At 46.9% G+C, this 19,522-nt stretch carries 20 protein-coding genes; 6 read left to right on the top strand and 14 right to left on the bottom strand.

Annotated features, from left to right (window positions below; translation table 11 throughout):
* The first annotated feature begins 39 nt into the window (after nucleotides 1-39).
* From yhdP to Xkoz_RS13910, 5 genes are read left to right on the top strand one after another with little or no spacing between them, the layout of a single operon-like run.
* Nucleotides 40-3,852 (top strand): AsmA2 domain-containing protein YhdP, encoded by a 3,813-nt coding sequence (gene yhdP / locus Xkoz_RS13930; RefSeq protein ID WP_099142733.1) that lies wholly within the window; start codon nucleotides 40-42, stop codon nucleotides 3,850-3,852.
* Nucleotides 3,849-4,700 (top strand): deaminated glutathione amidase, encoded by an 852-nt coding sequence (nit1, locus tag Xkoz_RS13925; protein ID WP_099142732.1) that lies wholly within the window; start codon nucleotides 3,849-3,851, stop codon nucleotides 4,698-4,700. Before yhdP ends, nit1 begins: the two co-directional genes overlap by 4 nt.
* 17 nt (nucleotides 4,701-4,717) lie before the next feature.
* Nucleotides 4,718-6,163: a metalloprotease TldD gene (tldD, locus tag Xkoz_RS13920; protein WP_099142731.1), complete on the top strand. Its 1,446-nt coding sequence runs from the start codon at nucleotides 4,718-4,720 to the stop codon at nucleotides 6,161-6,163.
* A gap of 39 nt (nucleotides 6,164-6,202) precedes the next feature.
* Entirely contained in the window at nucleotides 6,203-6,646 is a 444-nt protein-coding gene (locus tag Xkoz_RS13915) for a ribonuclease domain-containing protein (protein WP_099142730.1), read from the top strand.
* A gap of 4 nt (nucleotides 6,647-6,650) precedes the next feature.
* Entirely contained in the window at nucleotides 6,651-6,920 is a 270-nt protein-coding gene (locus Xkoz_RS13910; protein WP_099142729.1) for a barstar family protein, read from the top strand.
* Between the two features lie 125 nt (nucleotides 6,921-7,045).
* Here Xkoz_RS13910 and yjgA read toward each other — a convergent pair whose 3' ends face one another.
* Entirely contained in the window at nucleotides 7,046-7,582 is a 537-nt protein-coding gene (gene yjgA, locus Xkoz_RS13905) for a ribosome biogenesis factor YjgA (protein ID WP_099142728.1), read from the bottom strand.
* A gap of 198 nt (nucleotides 7,583-7,780) precedes the next feature.
* Here yjgA and pmbA point away from each other — a divergent pair, with 198 nt between their 5' ends.
* Nucleotides 7,781-9,124, top strand: coding sequence for a metalloprotease PmbA (gene pmbA / locus Xkoz_RS13900; RefSeq protein ID WP_099142727.1), 1,344 nt, complete (start codon nucleotides 7,781-7,783; stop codon nucleotides 9,122-9,124).
* Nucleotides 9,125-9,177: 53 nt separating this feature from the next.
* Here pmbA and rnk read toward each other — a convergent pair whose 3' ends face one another.
* The 13 genes from rnk to Xkoz_RS13835 all read right to left on the bottom strand — a co-directional run bounded on the left by rnk (nucleotide 9,178) and on the right by Xkoz_RS13835 (nucleotide 19,512).
* Nucleotides 9,178-9,588: a nucleoside diphosphate kinase regulator gene (rnk, locus tag Xkoz_RS13895; RefSeq protein WP_099142726.1), complete on the bottom strand. Its 411-nt coding sequence runs from the start codon at nucleotides 9,586-9,588 to the stop codon at nucleotides 9,178-9,180.
* 204 nt (nucleotides 9,589-9,792) lie between these two features.
* Nucleotides 9,793-11,025, bottom strand: coding sequence for an alanine racemase (gene alr, locus Xkoz_RS13890; protein WP_099142725.1), 1,233 nt, complete (start codon nucleotides 11,023-11,025; stop codon nucleotides 9,793-9,795).
* A gap of 377 nt (nucleotides 11,026-11,402) precedes the next feature.
* Nucleotides 11,403-11,675 carry a PTS phosphocarrier protein NPr gene (gene npr, locus Xkoz_RS13885; RefSeq protein WP_099142757.1) on the bottom strand — a complete coding sequence of 91 codons (273 nt, stop codon included), beginning with the start codon at nucleotides 11,673-11,675 and terminating at the stop codon, nucleotides 11,403-11,405.
* Nucleotides 11,676-11,692: 17 nt separating this feature from the next.
* Nucleotides 11,693-12,544, bottom strand: a complete 852-nt coding sequence (rapZ, locus tag Xkoz_RS13880; protein WP_099142724.1) for an RNase adapter RapZ — start codon at nucleotides 12,542-12,544, stop codon at nucleotides 11,693-11,695.
* Nucleotides 12,545-12,584: 40 nt separating this feature from the next.
* Nucleotides 12,585-13,052, bottom strand: coding sequence for a PTS IIA-like nitrogen regulatory protein PtsN (gene ptsN, locus Xkoz_RS13875; RefSeq protein WP_099142723.1), 468 nt, complete (start codon nucleotides 13,050-13,052; stop codon nucleotides 12,585-12,587).
* Between the two features lie 165 nt (nucleotides 13,053-13,217).
* Nucleotides 13,218-13,505, bottom strand: coding sequence for a ribosome hibernation promoting factor (hpf, locus tag Xkoz_RS13870; RefSeq protein WP_099142756.1), 288 nt, complete (start codon nucleotides 13,503-13,505; stop codon nucleotides 13,218-13,220).
* Between the two features lie 38 nt (nucleotides 13,506-13,543).
* A complete protein-coding gene (gene rpoN / locus Xkoz_RS13865; protein WP_099142722.1) occupies nucleotides 13,544-14,980 on the bottom strand; it encodes an RNA polymerase factor sigma-54 in 1,437 nt (478 codons plus the stop codon).
* 69 nt (nucleotides 14,981-15,049) lie between these two features.
* Nucleotides 15,050-15,775, bottom strand: a complete 726-nt coding sequence (gene lptB, locus Xkoz_RS13860) for an LPS export ABC transporter ATP-binding protein (protein WP_099142721.1) — start codon at nucleotides 15,773-15,775, stop codon at nucleotides 15,050-15,052.
* Nucleotides 15,776-15,781: 6 nt separating this feature from the next.
* On the bottom strand, nucleotides 15,782-16,321 hold the full coding sequence (gene lptA / locus Xkoz_RS13855; protein WP_099142720.1) for a lipopolysaccharide ABC transporter substrate-binding protein LptA: 540 nt from the start codon (nucleotides 16,319-16,321) through the stop codon (nucleotides 15,782-15,784).
* Complete coding sequence (gene lptC, locus Xkoz_RS13850; RefSeq protein ID WP_099142719.1) at nucleotides 16,302-16,895, bottom strand: LPS export ABC transporter periplasmic protein LptC; 594 nt, start codon at nucleotides 16,893-16,895, stop codon at nucleotides 16,302-16,304. The genes lptA and lptC overlap by 20 nt, the downstream gene beginning before the upstream one ends.
* Before the next feature lie 18 nt (nucleotides 16,896-16,913).
* Complete coding sequence (gene kdsC, locus Xkoz_RS13845) at nucleotides 16,914-17,477, bottom strand: 3-deoxy-manno-octulosonate-8-phosphatase KdsC (RefSeq protein WP_099142718.1); 564 nt, start codon at nucleotides 17,475-17,477, stop codon at nucleotides 16,914-16,916.
* 53 nt (nucleotides 17,478-17,530) lie between these two features.
* Nucleotides 17,531-18,499 carry an arabinose-5-phosphate isomerase KdsD gene (kdsD, locus tag Xkoz_RS13840; RefSeq protein WP_099142717.1) on the bottom strand — a complete coding sequence of 323 codons (969 nt, stop codon included), beginning with the start codon at nucleotides 18,497-18,499 and terminating at the stop codon, nucleotides 17,531-17,533.
* A gap of 35 nt (nucleotides 18,500-18,534) precedes the next feature.
* Nucleotides 18,535-19,512: a calcium/sodium antiporter gene (locus Xkoz_RS13835; RefSeq protein ID WP_099142716.1), complete on the bottom strand. Its 978-nt coding sequence runs from the start codon at nucleotides 19,510-19,512 to the stop codon at nucleotides 18,535-18,537.
* Nucleotides 19,513-19,522: the final 10 nt, after the last annotated feature.

Here is a 19,522-nt window from a genome sequence, read left to right as displayed (position 1 = left end):
GCTTACAGAGAAACAGCGCTGACAACCAAGGAGAAATGCGTGAAGCGACTGCCGGGGATATTATTAGCGACAGCCGCAATAGTCATTATCATTGTGGCTTTGCTTGTCAGCGGGTTGCGTTTCTTCCTGCCACATCTCAATGAATATCGTCAGCAATTAGTCGAAAAAATTGCTGACGTGACGGGTATTCCGGTCAATATTGGTTACATAAAAGGCCAGTGGGAATCCTTTGGCCCCAGTCTGGAAATTCGTGATATCAGTGCAAAAACGGAACAAGCCGATATTCATGCCAAAAAGATCATCCTTTCTTTGGATGTCTGGCGCTCACTTTTACAACGGCGCTGGCATTTTCGTGATTTGTCCTTTTACCAGCTTCAAGTCAATTACAATCAAGCCCTGTTTGGTGAGGATGGCGAAAACAAGCTTTCTAAGCCAGATAGCCTCTCTACGCTGTTTCTCGAACAACTTAATCATTTTGATTTGCATGACAGTCGCTTAACCTTTCTGACCCCATCTGGTGAAAAAGCTGATCTGCGATTGCCGCAGCTAACATGGCTGAATAGAGATAACCGCCATCGGGCACAAGGCAGCGTCAGCCTCTCTTCGATTAATGGGCAAGAAGGCGTTGTTCAGGTAAAACTTGACCTGAAAGATAGCAATGGGATTTTGGATAACGGCACGGTTTATTTGCAGGCTGATGATATCGACATGCGGCTGTGGTTAAGTCGCTGGCTAAAGGATAACACAGGGCTGGATAGCGCCCATTTCAGCTTAGCCAGTTGGATTACTCTCAAGCGTGGGCGGGTTGATAGTGGACGTTTGCAACTTAAACATGGCGGTGTCAACTGGCACGTCGGAGATGAAACACATCGGCTTGATGTGAGTGATCTCCTTTTGCAAATGCGCCGCCAAGGTGAAGGGTGGTTGTTTAAAATGCCAAATCTGGCGGGTCTGAAAACGGACAATCAACAGTGGCCCGCGGGAAAACTCTCGGCGCTATATATGGCACAATCACAGCAATATCAGGGGAATGATCACTGGCGTATTCGTGCCGAAAATATCCAGCTTGAATACCTGAACGGAATATTGCCGATACTCTCTTTTGTGACACCGGATACCGTCAAGGATTGGCAGCATCGACAGCCAAAGGGGATGATTGACAGTTTTGCCCTCGATATCACGCCAGTGCTGCCCGCTGAGATGGGAATTCGCCTGAAATGGCGGGGGGTAAGCTGGTTACGCTGGAAAGAACTGCCTTCAATCAACCAATTCAGTGGCATGTTAGCGGGGAACAAGCAGGGAGGGGATCTCCATTTTGCATTGAAAAACAGCACCATTGATTATGGCAACAAGTTTCAGGCTCCGCTTGAGATTGCCCGCAGCGCAGGAAAGGTATCTTGGGAAAATGCCCAAAATGGCATGGAAGTATGGAGCCAGGGGCTGGATGTGCAGGCCAAATCGCTATGGTTGAATGGAAATTTCCGTTACCTAAAACCCCGCCAGGGACAACCCGTTTTGGCAATGTTAGCCGGAATTCGAGTCAATGATCTGGGGGAAGCCTGGCGCTATTTCCCCAGGCTGCTGATGGGGGAGTCCCTGACAGACTATTTGTCCGCCGCCTTGATTAAGGGTAAGGTCGATAATGCGACGTTGGTTTTTCATGGTGATCCCCATGATTTCCCGTTTAAACAGAACAAGGGGCAATTTCAGGTACGGGTTCCCGTGCGCCATGCAACCTTCCAATACCAACCCGACTGGCCGGCTCTGTTTGATTTAGATATCGACCTGAATTTCCAGAATAACGGGTTGCAGATGCTGGCACAGAAAGCGCGTTTGGGCAAAGTGGAAGCCACTCAGGTTTCGGCTGTGATCCCAGATTATGGCAAGCATAAGCTGTTTATTGATACCACGCTATCTGGGGATGGCAAGAGCATTCATGATTATTTCAACCACAGCCCAATGGCAGACTCGATTGGTCGCGCTCTGGAAAATTTGCGGCTTGATGGCAAGGTGGATGGCAAGCTCCATCTGGACATCCCCTTAAAGCAGGGAGACGTTGTGGCGAGCGGAGAAGTGGCGCTGAAAGATGCGCGCCTGTTCATTAAGCCACTAAATAGCCAGATGAAACATCTCAATGGCAAATTCCGCTTTGACAATGGCCAGTTAAAAAGCGAAACCCTATCTGCTCATTGGCTAGGCAATCCGTTGTCCCTGAAATTTTCCACCCAAGACTTGCTAAAACATTATCAGGTGAATGTGAAACTGGATTCACATTGGGCAGCGCAGGCATTACCGGCACTTCCTGCGGAGATTCGGAACAAGCTATCTGGAACGCTAACGTGGCAGGGGGATGTGAATATTACGCTACCGTCTGGCGAATCAAAAGGTGACGTGAAATATCATGTTGCAGTTAATGCGGATTTGTCACATTTTAACAGTCAATTGCCCATGCTGGACACAGAATCGCTGAGGAAATGGCATAAGATTAATCTCCAGGCCGCAGGTGACATAAACCAACTTCAGATCAACGGCTCCGTGGGCGAACGATATACGTTCAATACCCAGTGGGGATTGGAAAAAACGCATGTCAGATTGCAGCGAGGTATTTTACATACCGGGGGGGATAGGCTGCCCGCGCTGCCGAAAAAACCGTTGGTGGCATTAAACTTGCCTGCCATTGAGGGGGAAAAATTACTGGCGTTGCTTGAACTTTTGCGTTGGAAACCCGCGGAAGAAGGTGGTTTGCTGTGGCCAAGCACATTTGAAATTTCATTGCCTGCACTGGATCTTGCTGGACAGCGTTGGAACCAGCTCACATTCCATGTTGTTCAACAAAACGGTGAAATGGCCGTGAGTGCAAAGGGGGCAGAGATAAATGGTAACCTTTTGATTGAAAAACACCGGCCGATACAAGCGTCAATCAATTATCTTTATTACGCTCCCCTGCGGGTGGCCGATCCGTCGGTTGATGGCAAAAAGTTAAGGTTAGCCAAGGCTTCTGCGCCCCATTATGCTTTGAACCGTTGGCCGGCATTGGATATCAAATGCGCAGAATGCTGGGTTGCCGGATTAAATCTCGGCAAAGTATCTGGATCGATTAAACCGGAAGGGGATTCTCTGGTCTTGACGAATGCGCAAATGGAAAATAGCGCTGGAAAATTGGCACTATCTGGGCGTTGGGATGAAAACAATACCGGAAGTCATAGCCATATCAAGGGGCAGTTATCAGGGCAAAAATTTGATGATATGGCTGCTTATTTGGGCTTCGTCGTTCCGATTGTTGATGCGCCTTTCAAATTTGATTTCAATTTGAAATGGCAAAATGTCCCGTGGCAGCCAGATCTCAAAACACTGAATGGTACGCTGACTGGAGACATGAACAAAGGGGCCATCGCCAAATTGGGGGGGGGTAGAGCTGGGCAATTATTAAGGCTCATCAGTTTTGACGCGTTGTTGCGTAAATTACAATTGGATTTTAGTGATACATTCAGTAATGATTTCAATTTCGATTCCATTCGTGGTGACGCAACGATAAAAAATGGCGTCATGTACACCGATAACTTTCTCATCGATGGATTGGCAGCGGACATCAATGCCATAGGGCAGACAGATTTAGTTCATCGCCAAATCAATATGGAGCTGGTTATTACGCCAGAAATTTCGACAACGGTGGGAGTTGCGACGGCCTTTGCAGTCAATCCTGTGGCTGGCGCGGCAATTTTTGCCGCGACAAAAGTATTGGGGCCCTTGTGGAATAAGATATCGGTGATTCGCTATCGGTTAACGGGCAGCCTCGAACAACCTAAAATTGATGAGGTTCTACGTCAGCTTAAGGAGAATAAAGGGTCATGAAAAACGTCAATGTTGCACTTTTACAATTATGCAGTGGTGCGAGTGTCAAACACAATTTAGCGCAAATTGAGCAGCAAATTAGACAGTTACCAGATACCGTAAAACTGGTTCTGACACCGGAAAATGCGCTGTTGTTCGCTGATGATGCTGATACCTACCGCGCACATGCAGAAATACAGGGAAGTGGGCCATTACAACAGGCAGTGAGCAAAATAGCACAGCATTATGGTATTTGGCTGTTGATTGGCTCTATGCCACTGGTCAGTCGCGAAGATCCCACTCGTATCACAAACAGTAGCCTGTTGTTTGATGACAAAGGAGAGCTTCAAGCCCGTTACGATAAAATCCACATGTTTGATGTCGATATCAACGATGAACACGGCGCCTATAATGAATCCGCCATTTATCAGCCTGGGGAACATATTACCGTTGTTGATACGCCCGTTGGTCGTTTGGGAATGTCTATCTGTTATGATTTGCGTTTTCCCGGACTTTTTCAGGCATTGCGCGAACAAGGTGCGGAGCTTATTTCGGTCCCTGCGGCTTTCACCCGCTTGACGGGTAAGACGCATTGGGAGCCATTGTTAAAAGCTCGTGCCATCGAAAATCAATGTATTATTTTGGCGTCTGCGCAGGTTGGTGTACATGGCACTTGCAGAACATGGGGACATACTATGGCAGTGAGTGGTTGGGGCGAAATTATCAAGAAAAATCCCCTGACCGTCAGTGCATTACCGCTTAATATCCGTCAGGATAGTTTGGCTCTCATGCGTGAGCAGATAAAATTGGTGAAACACAATCGATTCCGTCCACAACTGACTTCTTTGATAAAAAAGAATACAAATTAAGGTAAAGAGTAATCAATATGAGTTTAACTTACGTCAGTGAACATTTACTGGCTGCTAATAATTTGAATCATCAAGACTTATTTTCTGTATTGGGTCAATTGGCGGAACGTCGCCTGGACTATGCCGATCTCTATTTCCAATCCAGCTATCATGAAACTTGGGTATTGGAAGACCGCATCATCAAAGATGGCTCCTATAATATTGATCAAGGTGTTGGGGTTCGGGCGGTCAGTGGAGAGAAAACAGGTTTTGCTTACGCAGATCAGATCACATTGAATGCGTTACAGCAAAGCGCCCAGGCTGCGCGCAGCATCGTAAGGGAAGTAGGTAATGGCATTTCGCATACCTTAAGTGCTGTGACACATAAGGCACTTTATTCGGCGATTGACCCTTTGCAGAGCATGAGTCGGGAAGACAAAATTGCTTTGTTGCATCGCATTGATCATATTGCACGAGCAGAAGATCACCGCGTACAGGAAGTGAGTGCCAGCTTGACTGGGGTTTATGAACAAGTGCTGGTCGCGGCGACAGACGGGACATTGGCGGCCGATATCCGCCCATTAGTACGCCTTTCTGTCAGTGTCTTAGTGGAAGAAAAGGGTAAGCGTGAGCGTGGTGGCAGCGGTGGTGGCGCTCGTTATGGTTACGAATATTTCCTGCGTACTGAAAACGGCCAGATTCTGGCAGAGCAATTTGCTCGCGAAGCGGTTCGCATGGCACTGGTCAACTTGTCAGCGGTTGCCGCACCTGCGGGCACCATGCCGGTGGTATTGGGGGCTGGATGGCCAGGCGTTCTGCTGCATGAAGCGGTAGGGCATGGCCTTGAAGGGGACTTTAACCGCCGTGGTACTTCTGTGTTTTCGGGGCAGATTGGGCAAAAAGTGGCCTCAGAGCTGTGTACCGTCGTGGATGATGGCACCCTTGAGGGACGCCGTGGTTCATTGGCGATTGATGATGAAGGGGTTCCGGGACAATACAACGTACTGATCGAAAATGGCATTTTGAAAGGTTACATGCAGGATAAACTTAATGCTCGCTTGATGGGCGTGGCTGTGACGGGTAACGGTCGCCGTGAATCCTATGCACACTTGCCGATGCCTCGGATGACCAATACCTACATGCTGGCGGGAAATTCCACGCCGGAAGAAATTATCGCCAGTGTGGATCGTGGGTTGTATGCACCGAATTTCGGTGGTGGTCAAGTGGATATCACATCGGGTAAATTTGTGTTTTCAACCTCTGAAGCCTATTTGATTGAGAACGGCAAAATCACCAAGCCGGTAAAAGGTGCGACGTTAATTGGCTCTGGTATTGAAGCCATGCAGCAAATTTCAATGGTTGGCAATGACTTGGCTCTCGACAAAGGTGTAGGTGTTTGCGGTAAGGAAGGCCAAAGTGTGCCAGTAGGTGTTGGGCAACCGACCTTGAAACTGGATAGCCTGACCGTAGGTGGAACCGCCTGATAATTTCTTGGGCAACAGCGTGAATAGCTTGGGGTTATCATGAAAAAGAGCATGCTGGTGGCGGTATTATTGGTTCTGGCTGTTATCTATATCGCCTTTGCCAACGGATTTGGGCCATTTCGCACAGAGACAACTGAACAGAGCAAGCAAATTGATGTTCTGACTGAACAGCGCCGTGTTGCAGACTACCTTCGTCAGTATCACACATTGCCAGATTATTACATTACGAAGAAGCAGGCTCGTCGCCTTGGTTGGAACGCTCGTGCAGGTAATTTATGTGAAGTGTTACCGAGTAGGGCAATTGGTGGTGATAAATTTTCTAACCGTGAGAATAAATTACCGACAAAATCTGGCCGTCACTGGTTTGAAGCAGATGTGAATTATCGGTGTGGGCATCGGGGAAGTGACCGATTACTTTACTCTAATGATGGCCTTATTTATCTAACGATTGATCACTACAACAGTTTTACCCGACTGGAGTGATGGCATGAAAAAGGTAAAATTCGACTTTAGCCAAATCCCTGACTTAAACGCTTTCTATGATGAATTCAAAGAGTGCTTCGAGCTTGGGGATGATTTTGGTGCCAATCTGGATGCACTGTGGGATGCCGTGACGGGGCATATTCAGTTACCTGTTGAGATTGAATTTAGCCACTTTACCCCGCAAAAAAGAAAGCGCTTTGCGGCGTTAATATTGCTGTTTGAAGAAGCCGAAGAAGAGCTGGAAGGGGCGCTGTGCTTTAATGTGGTAGATTGAGTTTTTCTTCGGTATAAGTTCCTTTAGCCGCCTGTGATACGGGCGGCTTTTTACTGGTTAATGTCATGAAGAAGAAACAAAAAGAAATGACCGCCAATTCTCAACGAAATGGCGGCGAAAGGGGATTAGGGGGATTCCGATAGATCTTTCAAATATTGAAAAAGCTGGCGGTAAGATTTAGGGGGCTTGTTAGCGGCCTTTTCCTTTTTCGCATTCCGAACCAATGTGCGAAGTTGCTGGCGATCAGTATGTGGATACAGGGCGATGACTTCTTCAAAGGCATCATCACTTTCGATCAGTTTGTCACGCAATTCTTCCAGTTTATGCAAGATAACGACTTGCTGGTTGTGGCGATTTTTCAGTTTATCCAACGCCGTAGTGATGGGTTCAGGATCACGGGCACGTAACAGTTTACCAATGAGCTGTAATTGACGGCGACGTCCTTCACGCTTGATTTTCTGTGCCAACATAATCGCTGCCAGCAAATCTTCATCCAGCGGAATGCGTTCCAGTTGGTTTTTACTGAGTTCAACCAGTTCCACGCCCAACTTTTTCAGTATTTCAGCATCTCGCTTGATTTCACTTTTACTGACCCAGATTATCTCATCTTCTTCCTCTTCAGCAGGATTATTGTCGAGCCAATCTTCAGGCTGTTTTGCCATAATGGTTTTCCTTCTAAAAAGGCCGGATAAGGTCGATTTTGGGACATGACCTATCGTCCGGTGGGTGTTAACATCCTAATATTGTGTATTGTAACTGGGAAAATTGCCTGATTACCACTCGGCATTCATGTCATGAACTGGAAATGGGCATTTTTTCTGACGAATTCTCTTTTTAATTCATTGGATTATGGTTAATTAATGATAGTTACCAATCAACAAATCGCGGAACAACGCAAGTTGCTGGAAAATGCGGTTGCTCACGCTTTGGAATTAGCGAAAACCGGTTGTGATGCCGCGGAAGTTGCGGTCAATAAAACCACGGGGATGAGTGTCAGCACCCGCTTTAGTGAAGTCGAAAATGTTGAGTTTAACAGCGATGGTGCCCTGGGGATTACGGTTTATCACCAGCAGTGCAAAGGCAGTGCTTCCTCAACGGATCTCAGCCCAGAAGCGATTGCCCGTACTGTACAGGCCGCTATTGATATTGCACGTTATACCTCACCTGATCCTTATGCTGGCCCCGCGGATAAAGCGTTATTGGCCTTTGAAGCCCCTGAGTTAGATCTTTTCCATCCCGCTGATTTGGATGCCGATAAGGCCATTGAGTTGGCCGCCCGCGCGGAACAAGCATCATTGCAGGCAGATGCGCGCATTACCAATACCGAAGGTGGAAGTTTTAACAGCCATTACGGTATTCGGGTATTTGGTAATAGTCATGGGATGGTGCAAAGCTACTGCTCAAGCCGTCATTCTTTGTCAAGCTGCGTGATTGCCGAGCAAGATGGCAATATGGAACGTGATTATGCCTATACGATCAGTCGTCACTTTGACGAGTTGAAATCGCCTGAGTGGGTGGGGCAGGAGTGTGCCCGCCGTACGCTTTCCCGCCTGGGTGCGCGTAAGTTAGCAACGATGAAAGCGCCAGTTATCTTTTCTGCGGAAGTGGCTACGGGGTTGTTCGGTCATTTAGTGGGGGCGATCAGCGGTAGCAGCATTTATCGTAAGTCTTCTTTCTTGTTGGATAGCCTGGGCAAACCGATCTTGCCTTCATGGTTGACGATTGAAGAGCAGCCTCATCTATTGCGTGGGTTAGCTTCAACGCCATTTGACAGTGAAGGTGTGCGTACAACACCACGCGATATTATTAAGGATGGTGTGTTGCAGACTTGGTTGTTGACTTCCTATTCTGCCCGCAAGTTGGGCATGGTCAACACGGGTCATGCCGGTGGAATTCATAACTGGCGCATTGCAGGTCAGGGGCTGGATTTTGCTGGCTTGTTACGTGAAATGGGAACTGGCCTGCTCGTCACTGAGTTGATGGGGCAGGGCGTGAGCGCAGTGACTGGGGACTATTCTCGCGGCGCATCCGGCTTTTGGGTCGAGAATGGCGAAATTCAATATCCTGTCAGTGAGATCACCATTGCAGGAAATTTGAAGGATATGTGGGCAAATATGGTGACAATCGGTGATGATATCGAAACACGCAGTAATATTCAGTGTGGTTCGGTGTTGCTGCCGGAAATGAGTATCGCCGGTCAATAGTAGGGATACTCAATTAGCAGCAGCCAGTTCGGTATCACTGAGCTGGCTGAGAATTAGCGGTGATACTCACCTGCGGCTTCGGGTTGGTAAAGCAGTTCTAATACCTTGATGCGGGTCGCTTCGCCATTTGGCAATTGCCACGTTATTTCATCATTCACCCGCAAGCCCAAAAGCGCTGCCCCCAAAGGTGCCATGACGGACAGATGTTTGGTGCTGTCTTGTAGGGATGCCGGATAAACCAGGGTGCGAATACGTTCTTCATTGCTGCCAAGATCAATAAAGCGTACTTCACTGTTCATTGTGACAACATCGGCCGGGATATCTACCGGAGCCACGATTTCGGCGCGATCCAACTCGTCATTCAAGGCATCTGCGATGCGGGTATTGGCAAATGCAGGTTGCTCCAACAGGGAATCTAAACGTTCGGCATCCAATTCATTGATAATAATTTTAGGTTTTTTCATTCCACACTCCAAATTAAGCTCAATACAAAATAACACCCCACATCGCAAGGAGGGGGTGTTATTTTCAAAGTAATTAAAATGATATTAGGCTGTTCTGTCGCGAAAATAAAGAGATCATGATCACGAACTGTTTTGCATTGTTAATGAAACAGGGCTTAACCGCAATGGAAAAAAGAACAATTTGTCATCATTTTGGCATGCAGATTATAAACCTGTGGTAACAATACGTGGGTTGGTTTCTCCCCAAATGGAAGAAAACTCAACAACATGCATTCCACCCCATTTCTGGATATCGGACTGGGTGATTTCGTCGTTACCTTGTTTACCGAAAATGACCACTTCATCGCCACTTTTCACTTCCGGCAAGTCAGTGACATCAACCATGACGGTATTCATGGAAACGCTACCCACAACCGGTGCACGGTGGCCGTTGATAAGAACGTAGGCTTTGTTTGACATGACAGAGCTAAAACCATCAGAGAAACCAACGGGTAGATTCGCGAGCTTCGAGTCACGTTTCAGAATGTAAGTGTTGTCATAGCCGACGCCATTACCTTTAGGGTATGTCTTAACAGAAGCAACACGGGTTTTTACTTGGATCAAAGGCTTAAATTCGGGGTGGCTGGTGGTCAGAATGCCGTACAGCGCACTACCAACACGCGCCATGTCAAATTGTGCTTCAGGCATGCTCAACGATGCAAAAGAGCTTGATGCGTGCAGCGTGATTTCATCCCTGTTCAGGTTGGCTGTTTTGATCAGCCAGTCAGTTTGATCTTTAAAGTTCTTAATGCTGTTACGGATTGCATCCAGATCGGTGAATGCATGGTGGCTCATCATGCCGACCAGTTTCAAGTTAGTTAGCTGAGTCATTTTCAGCGCATCTTGTTTGCCCTGCTCAGTTTTCATTTCCAAACCATTACGGCTCATCAGACCCGTGTTCAGCATCAGGTGAGCGTGGATCTCTTTACCGTGTTTTTTGCCCAGGGCATCGAGGGCTTGGGCATGTTCCAGATCGCCGACCATCTCTTCCATGTTATAGCCTAGTGTGCTTTCGATTTCCGTTATGTCAGCAGTACGGACACGTATCAGTTGTCCTTTAAAGCCGCTTTCACGCACGATGCGGGCTTCTTCATTGCTGGTAACCCCTACGCAAGGTACGCCAGTTTTGATGATGGATGGCATCAACAGGCCGATACCATGACCATAAGCATCACCTTTCAAAACCGCACACATTTTGGTGCCTTGATTCAGTTTATTTTGCAGTGTATGGATATTATTTTCGAAAATCGCGGTATTGATTTCAACCCAAGCATTATTGGTAGCGGCGATGCTTTCTGCATGGGTGTTATCTAAAGAGAGCGCAGGTGCAGCCTGGGCAATACCGTGAGACAAGCTTAGGCCAAGAAGAATTGCCAGTGTGGCTTGATTAAAACGCATGAAGTAAACCTCCAGTTTAGGAATTGTTCATATAATGTTCTGCATGTAATTGCGCTTTAATAATAAGTTTTTTCTAATTTAATTTCACATGGTTAACTTGTTGAAAGCTAACATTTATTATCTATATTATACTATTTATAAATAGTTGGAGTAATGAACCAAATTAATCATTAAAACATCTTGTTTTTATTTTTGGTGAATGTTTAATAAACAGGTTATATTAATGTTTTTTTATCTTTGGTTGGTTTTTATCACTGATTTTACGTTTGTCTTGAAAATAGGACGCTATTCCTGAGGCGTTGCGGTAGACAAAATCATCCCCCAACAATCAAGCAGCCGTTCGAAAAGGGGATAATCTCTTTAGCAGGGGGGAAGGGTTAATCTTCGTCAAATCCGGCGTTGAAGAGTTCGATAATGGCCGCCAGTGCTTGTTGTTCATCTGGCCCATTGACTTCAACATCAATATGGCTGCCTTGTTCAGAATCCAGCATCAGCATGGCAATGACGCTACGGGCTTCGGCCTGTAAGTGATTGCTGTTGCGCAGGATCACTTCTGATTGAAACTGTTGTACCAGATCATGCAGTTTCATCGCAGGCCGAGCATGCATTCCGAGCCGATTTTTAATTTCAAGTCGTTGTTTGACTGTCATGGCGGGTGTCATTCATATTATTTGCGTTTTTCCAGTGTACGGTGACGTGATTGCACGTTTTTGCCACGGGAACGGAAATAATCAGCCAGTTGTTCTGCCACATAGACTGAACGGTGTTTACCGCCGGTGCAACCAATAGCAACCGTCAGATAGCTACGATTATTGGTTTCCAGCATGGGTAGCCAAAGCTCAAGATAGCTGCGAGTTTGGTAAATAAAATTATGCACTTCTGTATGGCGATCCAAAAACGCCGCCACCGGGCGATCCAAACCGGTCATCGGGCGTAGCTTAGGATCCCAATGCGGGTTTGGCAGAAAACGCACATCGAAAACATAATCAGCGTCAATGGGGATACCATGCTTGAAGCCAAAGGATTCAAATACCATCGTCAATTCCCGCTCCCGTTTGCCTAATAGGCGTGTCCTGAGCATTTCTGCCAGTTCATGGACGGACATTTCAGAGGTATCAATGATTAAGTCAGCACGTGAACGCAGGGGTTCAAGCAAATCGCTTTCTTTGTCAATTGCACTTTCCAGTGACAGGTTTTTGCTGGATAGTGGATGCAAACGGCGAGTGTCACTGTAGCGGCGGATCAGGGTATTACGATCTGCATCAAGAAACAGCAACTGTGGCGAAAAACTTTCCGGTAATTGCGTCAGGGCTTCTTCAAAAACTTCTGGCGACTCTGGCATATTTCTGACATCGATGCTAACCGCGGCCGAAATATCACGTTCGGCCAGTGTGTTTGCCAATTCCGGCAGCAACACAACAGGTAGGTTATCCACGCAATAGAAGCCCATATCTTCCAACGCACGCAAAGCAACGGATTTCCCAGAACCTGAACGACCACTGACTATCATCAGCACCATGAGGTGACTCCCCCTAAATGTTTATAATTATAATCGCTATTTATTCAGTAATAATTTTATACAGTTCTTCATCACTCTGCGCTGAGCGCAGGCGGCGGCAGAGATTTTTATCTGCAAGGCGCTTTGCAATCAATGATAGTGAGTGTAAATGGGTTTGACACTGGTCTGATGGCACCAATAAAGCAAACAGCAAGTCCACAGGCTGATTATCGATAGCGTCAAAGGTAATGGGTTGTTCCAGATGCAAAAACACGCCAACGGCATTCTCAGAACATTCTCTGTCCAATTTGCCGTGAGGGATCGCAATCCCATTGCCAATTCCTGTTGTGCCTACTTTTTCGCGCGAAAGTATGGCCTCGAATACGATGTTTTCCGACACTCCGAGCTGCTTTGATGCCAGCTCACTGATAATCTCTAAGGCGCGCTTTTTACTCGAACAAGGGACGTTGTTGCGTGTACATTCGGGTGAAAGCACTGAGCTTAGTGGTAAATCTGTTTCGTTGTTCATTTCTTTATTCACTTAGGGCCTTGTTATACCCGATGCCTGAGGAGGCATCCGGTATGGGTACACTGCGCTAAAACCGATCTATAGATCACACCTGTAGTGGTGCTATAGAAGGCGTTATAGATAGAACAGTGATAATTTTACGACAGCCCCGTTGCCTAAAAGCGATTAATGTTGTCTCAATTTACTTTTGTGTTTGGTCAATTGACGCGCTAGCTTATCTACCAGTGCATCAATTGCGGCATACATGTCTTCATGTTCCGAGGTTGCATGCAACTCACCTCCATTAACATACACGGTGGCTTCGGCGATCTTTTGTACCTTTTCCACTCGGAGAATGACCTGGATGAGGTTAATCTTATCGAAATATTGATCCAATTTGCCGCATTTGGTGTTCACAACGTTGCGCAGTGCATCTGTGATTTCAATATTGTGACCTGTAACATTGAGTTGCATGGTTTTGAGTTGCATCGTGTTTTCCTTCTCTGTGTTGTTCAAACCAGTTTTTTGCGCTGGTTTGAAGGCGGGATGGATAACGACTCTCTATATTTTGCGACAGTCCGGCGAGCCACCTGGATACCTTGCTCAGCAAGTATGCTGGTCAATTTACTGTCACTCAGTGGCTTGACCGGATTTTCTGCCGCGACCAGTTTTTTCACCAGGGCACGTATCGCGGTAGAAGAGGCTTCACCGCCATTGTCGGTATTGACGTGACTGGAGAAAAAATATTTCAGTTCAAAGATCCCGCGTGGACTATACAGGTACTTCTGTGTTGTCACACGGGAAATGGTGGACTCATGCATATCAATCTGATAGGCGATATCCGCCAGTACCAGGGGTTTCATGTGTTCCTCACCATACTCGAAAAAATCTTGTTGCCGCTCAACAATACAGCGGGCGACTTTCAACAACGTTTCATTACGGCTTTCGAGACTTTTGATCAGCCATTTGGCCTCTTGTAAGTTATTGCGTATGAACAGGTTGTCACTTTCATTATTGGCCCGTTGCCCCAGCGCTGCGTAGTGCTGGTTGATGCGCAGACGGGGGATGCTATCGGTATTTAGCCTGACTTGCCAGCTTTCATTTTCTTTCTGTATTAATACATCTGGAATGACATACTCGGATTCACCCGTATTAACCACTAAGCCAGGTTTAGGCTCCAGTGATTGAATGATATCAATGGCGCCCTTCAAGGCTCTCTCTTTTAATTTGCTCTGACGTAATAAATTACGGAAGTCTCGGTTGCCCAGTAGTTCAAGGTACTTGTTGACAATGAGTTTCGCATCATTCAGGTAAGGTGTCTCTGGCGGCAGTATTGAAAGCTGGATAAGCAAGCATTCGCGTAAATCACGGGCAGCAACCCCAATCGGATCAAAATGCTGTATGCGCTTAAGGACGGTTGCAACCTCTGCCAAGGTCAGTTCGTCATCGCCGATACTGGCAAGGATCTCCTCGATGGAAATGGTCAGGTATCCGGTGTCATTAATGGCATCAATAATTGACGTGGCAATGGCGGCGTCTGTTTCGGTAAATGGCGTCAACCCTGCTTGCCACATGAGATAATCTTGCAGGGTTTGGGTGGTTTCTCCCTGATATACGGGGAAATCATCCGCGCGATAGTCACTGTGGGTGCCTGAAGGTGTGCCAGCGGTATAAATTTCATCCCAACTGGCATCCAATGGTAGCTCTTCTGGCATATCCCTCTGTTCAAGCGCTTCGCGGGTATCCATGACGTCAGTAGTATCAGAAAGTCCCTGACTTTCCACTTCCTGATGCACGTCATCCTGTTCAAGCAGCGGGTTGGCCTCCAAAGCCTGCTGGATCTCCTGCTGAAGCTCAAGCGTCGATAGTTGCAACAAACGGATGGCTTGCTGGAGTTGTGGCGTCATCGTCAATTGCTGACTGAGCCTGAGTTGCAAACTTTGCTTCATAGCGTTACCACGTGTTCCTTAATCTAGCTTGAATAGTTCCTTGGATCGCGCCTGACAGAAGGATCAGGGTTAAAGGCGGAAACCCTCTCCCAAATAGACGCGTTTGACCTGCTCGTTATTCAGGATGTCATTTGGGGTGCCGTGAGCAATCAAATGACCTTGGCTGACGATATAGGCACGTTCGCAGACATCCAATGTTTCACGCACATTGTGGTCAGTAATCAGTACACCTAATCCATAATCCCGCAGGTGTTGAATGATCTTTTTGATATCCAGTACGGAAATGGGGTCAACACCGGCAAAGGGTTCATCCAACAGAATGAATTTTGGGTTGGCGGCCAATGCACGGGCAATCTCCACACGACGGCGTTCACCGCCGGAAAGTGATTGTCCAAGGTTATCACGCAGGTGAGAGATGTGAAATTCTTCCATCAACTCTTCTGCGCGTACTTTTCTCTGCTCCTGGTTCAGGTCCTTGCGGATCTCCAGTACTGCCATCAAATTGTCGAAGACACTCAAACGACGGAAGATGGAAGCCTCTTGAGGCAAATAACCTATCCCACGACGTGCGCGCTCATGCAGAGGCAGCAGACTGATATCTTCTTCATCAATGGTGATAGAACCCGCATCACGTGGAACAATACCGACAACCATATAAAAAGTGGTGGTTTTACCCGCCCCATTAGGGCCAAGTAAGCCAACAATTTCCCCTGATTTCACGTTTAGGCTGACGTTCTCAACGACCTTACGGCCCTTATAGGCTTTCGCCAGATTTTCTGCGTTTAGTATTGCCATCAGTCGTTATTTACCTTTTTTCTGCGCGTCAGCACCGGAGCCTTTTTCTTGTAGCTGAGCCGGTAACAGGACGGTGGTGACATGTTTACCTTTATCACTAAAAGCTTCCATCTGTTGGGTTGGAACCAGATAAGTGATTTTATCGCCTTTGATATTGCTGTCTAGCTGTTCAAGATAGGCGTCACCCGTTAGCGTGATCAGCTCCTTATCCATCTCATAGCGCATCTTTGATGCATGGCCTTTGAGGGGCTTGCCATCGTCTTGCAGTTGATAAAACGTGGCAGGATTACCGTATGCTTCAATCACGGTCTTGTTCGAATCCCCTTCGGGACGGGTAACAACGACTTTATTTGCATGGATGTCGATTGTGCCTTGTTTTACGATCACGTTATCCGTAAATGTGGCAATATTTCCGGTTAAATCCAGAGACTGTCTTGCTGAGTCAATGGTAATGGGCTTTTTGGTATCATCTTTTAAGGCCAATACGGGCAGGCTGACTGCAAAGAGTGTACTGGCAATAACGGTATTACGGATTAGGTTGTTCATGTGGAATCTCATATTGAGTGGTGACCTTTTCAATCAATTCAGCAGTTTTGTTTCGCAGATTGCCCCGCATTTTCATGCCAACAGATTTTAAACCGACACCGATCAGAGTGACTCGGTCATCGGAGGTGACATCTTGTGTTGTGAGGTTGACGATCGCATTGTCTGTTGTGATCCGCTGTAATTGTGAAGCATCATTCAGGCTATCCACTTGGACATCCCCATACAGATAGAGCATCTTATCTTTGGTCAGTTTGGCTTTGTTGGCACGTACTGTCCATGTTGCTATCGGGGTTCCTGGGGTGCCATTAGGGTCAAATGTTGTCAATACAGGGCGAGTAAACCAGGTCAGTTTGGTTTCCGTAAAGTTTTTAACATCGTCAGCGACCAGTTTGTAAGTCAGTTTTCCTTCCGGATCATAGACAAAAGTAATGGCTTCTTGTGTTTGATAATTGGGATAACCATCCTCCACAATCGCTGATGAGGCATCATCATTGATACCTGATAAATTCCAGCCAATCAGCGCAAGCGCGATGAGTGCCAGTACTGCGGTCAGCCAGGATTGAATTTTACTCATTCTTTTTTCAGTTTTAATTTATATGGATAACCCTTTGGCACCTTCGAGCTTATTTTGAGCGAAGAGCACCAAATCACAAAGTTCCCTGACTGCACCACGACCGCCGGCAATCTGAGTCACATAATCTGCTTTTGGCAACAGTAATGGATGGGCATCCGCAACGGCAACAGATAACCCAACTTGTGCCATGACAGGCCAGTCAATAAGATCATCACCAATATAGGCGACTTGCTCTGGCTGCAACGCTAGTTTATCCAACAGTGCCTGATACGCCAAAACCTTATCGTTTTGTCCCTGGTAAAGATGTGTAATACCTAGCGTTTTTGCCCGATTTTCCAGCAGTTTTGCTTTGCGGCCAGTGATGATGGCAACCTCAATACCCGAAGTGATTAAACAACGGATGCCATAGCCATCACGAACGTTAAAGGCTTTCAACTCTTCGCCTTCATTGCCCATGTAGATAAGCCCATCAGACATGACACCATCAACATCACAAATCAGCAGACGGATTTGACGGGCTTTTTCAATAATTGTTTTGTTAACTGGGCCATAACAGGTGTCCAGGTACGCTTTTTGACTCATTAAGAAATTCTCTTAAGATTTATCTTATGCTTGTTTGTATCAGTTTACTTGCTTTATACGACACCGGCTTGCAAAAGATCGTGCATGTGTAGCACACCCAGTAATTTGTCGCCCTCTGTGACCAATAGTGAGGTGATATGACGTGATTGCATCAGGTTTAAGGCATCAACCGCCAGTGCATTGGGTTTGATACGGATGCCGCCAGCCGTCATGACATCAGAAATTTTTGCATTGTTTAAATCGATGCCCATATCGAAAACCCGGCGCAAATCGCCATCGGTAAAAATCCCCTTGATCTGCATGTCATCACCACAGATAACGGTCATGCCCAATTTTTTACGGGTAATTTCCACCAGCGCCTCACGCAGAGTTGCGGTACGGGGGACACGGGGAATGTCAGCGCCTGTGGTCATCAAATCACTGGCTAGCAGCAGAAGTTTGCGCCCAAGTGTTCCGCCAGGATGGGAAAGGGCGAAGTCCTCGGCAGTAAAGCCACGGGCTTGCAAGAGTGCAAGGGCTAATGCATCTCCCATGACGAGTGTCGCGGTGGTGCTGGTGGTGGGCGCTAATCCCAATGGGCAGGCTTCTTGTGGAACTTTGATGCACAAATGAATGTCTGCGGCTTTGCCCATGTTGCTGTTGCGATTGTTGGTCATGCAGATGAGCGGGACTTTTTGGCGCTTGAGAACGGGGATCAATGCCAGAATTTCATTCGATTCACCTGAATTGGAAATCGCCAGTACGATGTCCTTTGCTGTTACCATGCCGAGATCGCCGTGGCTGGCTTCACCAGGATGGACAAAGAAAGAAGGTGTACCGGTGCTGGCAAATGTGGCCGCGATTTTTCGCCCAATGTGACCGGATTTGCCCATCCCCATCACAATAACTTTCCCTTCGCAGTTAAACATGAATTCACAGGCTTGGCTGAAATCGTCATTAATATATTGTTCCAGGCCGGCCAGCCCTTCGAGTTCAATATGTAATACTTCCTTACCTGCTTGCTGAAAATCGATCTTAGGCATTTTTATTTCCCACTCTTTTCCCACTCAATCGGTAATTACTCAATACCGTCATAATTAGAAACAAAAAGTACGACAAAATAAGCGATAAAACAGCCCAGTAACAAGATGCCGTTCAATCGGTTTAATCGATGCTTTCTTCCCAGACAAAATACTGTGAATAGCACACTCGCTGCCACCATGACCCAAAAATCACGGGAAAACGCTTGAGGCGAAAAGACACTGGGGGACAGCATGGCGGGGACACCCAGAACAAGGGTTACGTTGAATACGTTTGAGCCAATAATATTGCCCATTGCCATGTCATTCTCCCCTTTGATAGCCGCGGCAATGGCGGTAGCAAGCTCAGGCAAGCTGGTTCCTACGGCCAGAATCGTCAGGCCAATCACCAGTTCGCTGATACCATAAATACGCGCAATAACGGTTGCATTGTCAATCACCATGCGCGTGGATATGGGAAGAATAATTAACCCCAGAACAACCCAAAGAAGTGCAATTCCATTGTTGCCTTCGACAGGCAATTCTGCATTTCGTTCTTGGGTATAACTATCAACACCGTTGTGTTGGGATAACGCGGTCATCTTTATCATCAGTGAGATAAAGAAGAGGGCAGAAAGCACTAACAGGATACCATCCAACCGGCTCAGGTATCCATTGGACAGCAAATACCCGGCAAATAAAGTGATCGCTAACATCAGGGGGACTTCTTGGCGTAGAATTTCGGATTTCACCCTGATTGGCCGAATGCAAGCTGCCGCTCCCGTAATAAGCAGCAGGTTAGTAATATTGGAACCGATGGCATTACCCACAGCCATGTCTGGCTGCCCGTCTAACATTGCTGTGACAGATACCATCAGTTCTGGCAGCGAGGTTCCGATTCCCATAATCACCAAGCCGACAATAAAAGGGGGAATTTTCATAGTACGGGCAAAAACGGCCGCACCATAAACTAATCTATCGGAACCATACACCAGTAAAATCAACCCGGTAACGAGTAGTACAATAGTCAGAAACATGGATGTCCCT

This window comes from Xenorhabdus kozodoii, assembly GCF_002632875.1.
In the GTDB taxonomy this organism is placed as follows: Bacteria; Pseudomonadota; Gammaproteobacteria; order Enterobacterales; family Enterobacteriaceae; genus Xenorhabdus; species Xenorhabdus kozodoii.
The sequence above is the reverse complement of the archived record's forward strand: the minus strand, read 5'-3'. Positions and strand labels throughout refer to the sequence as shown.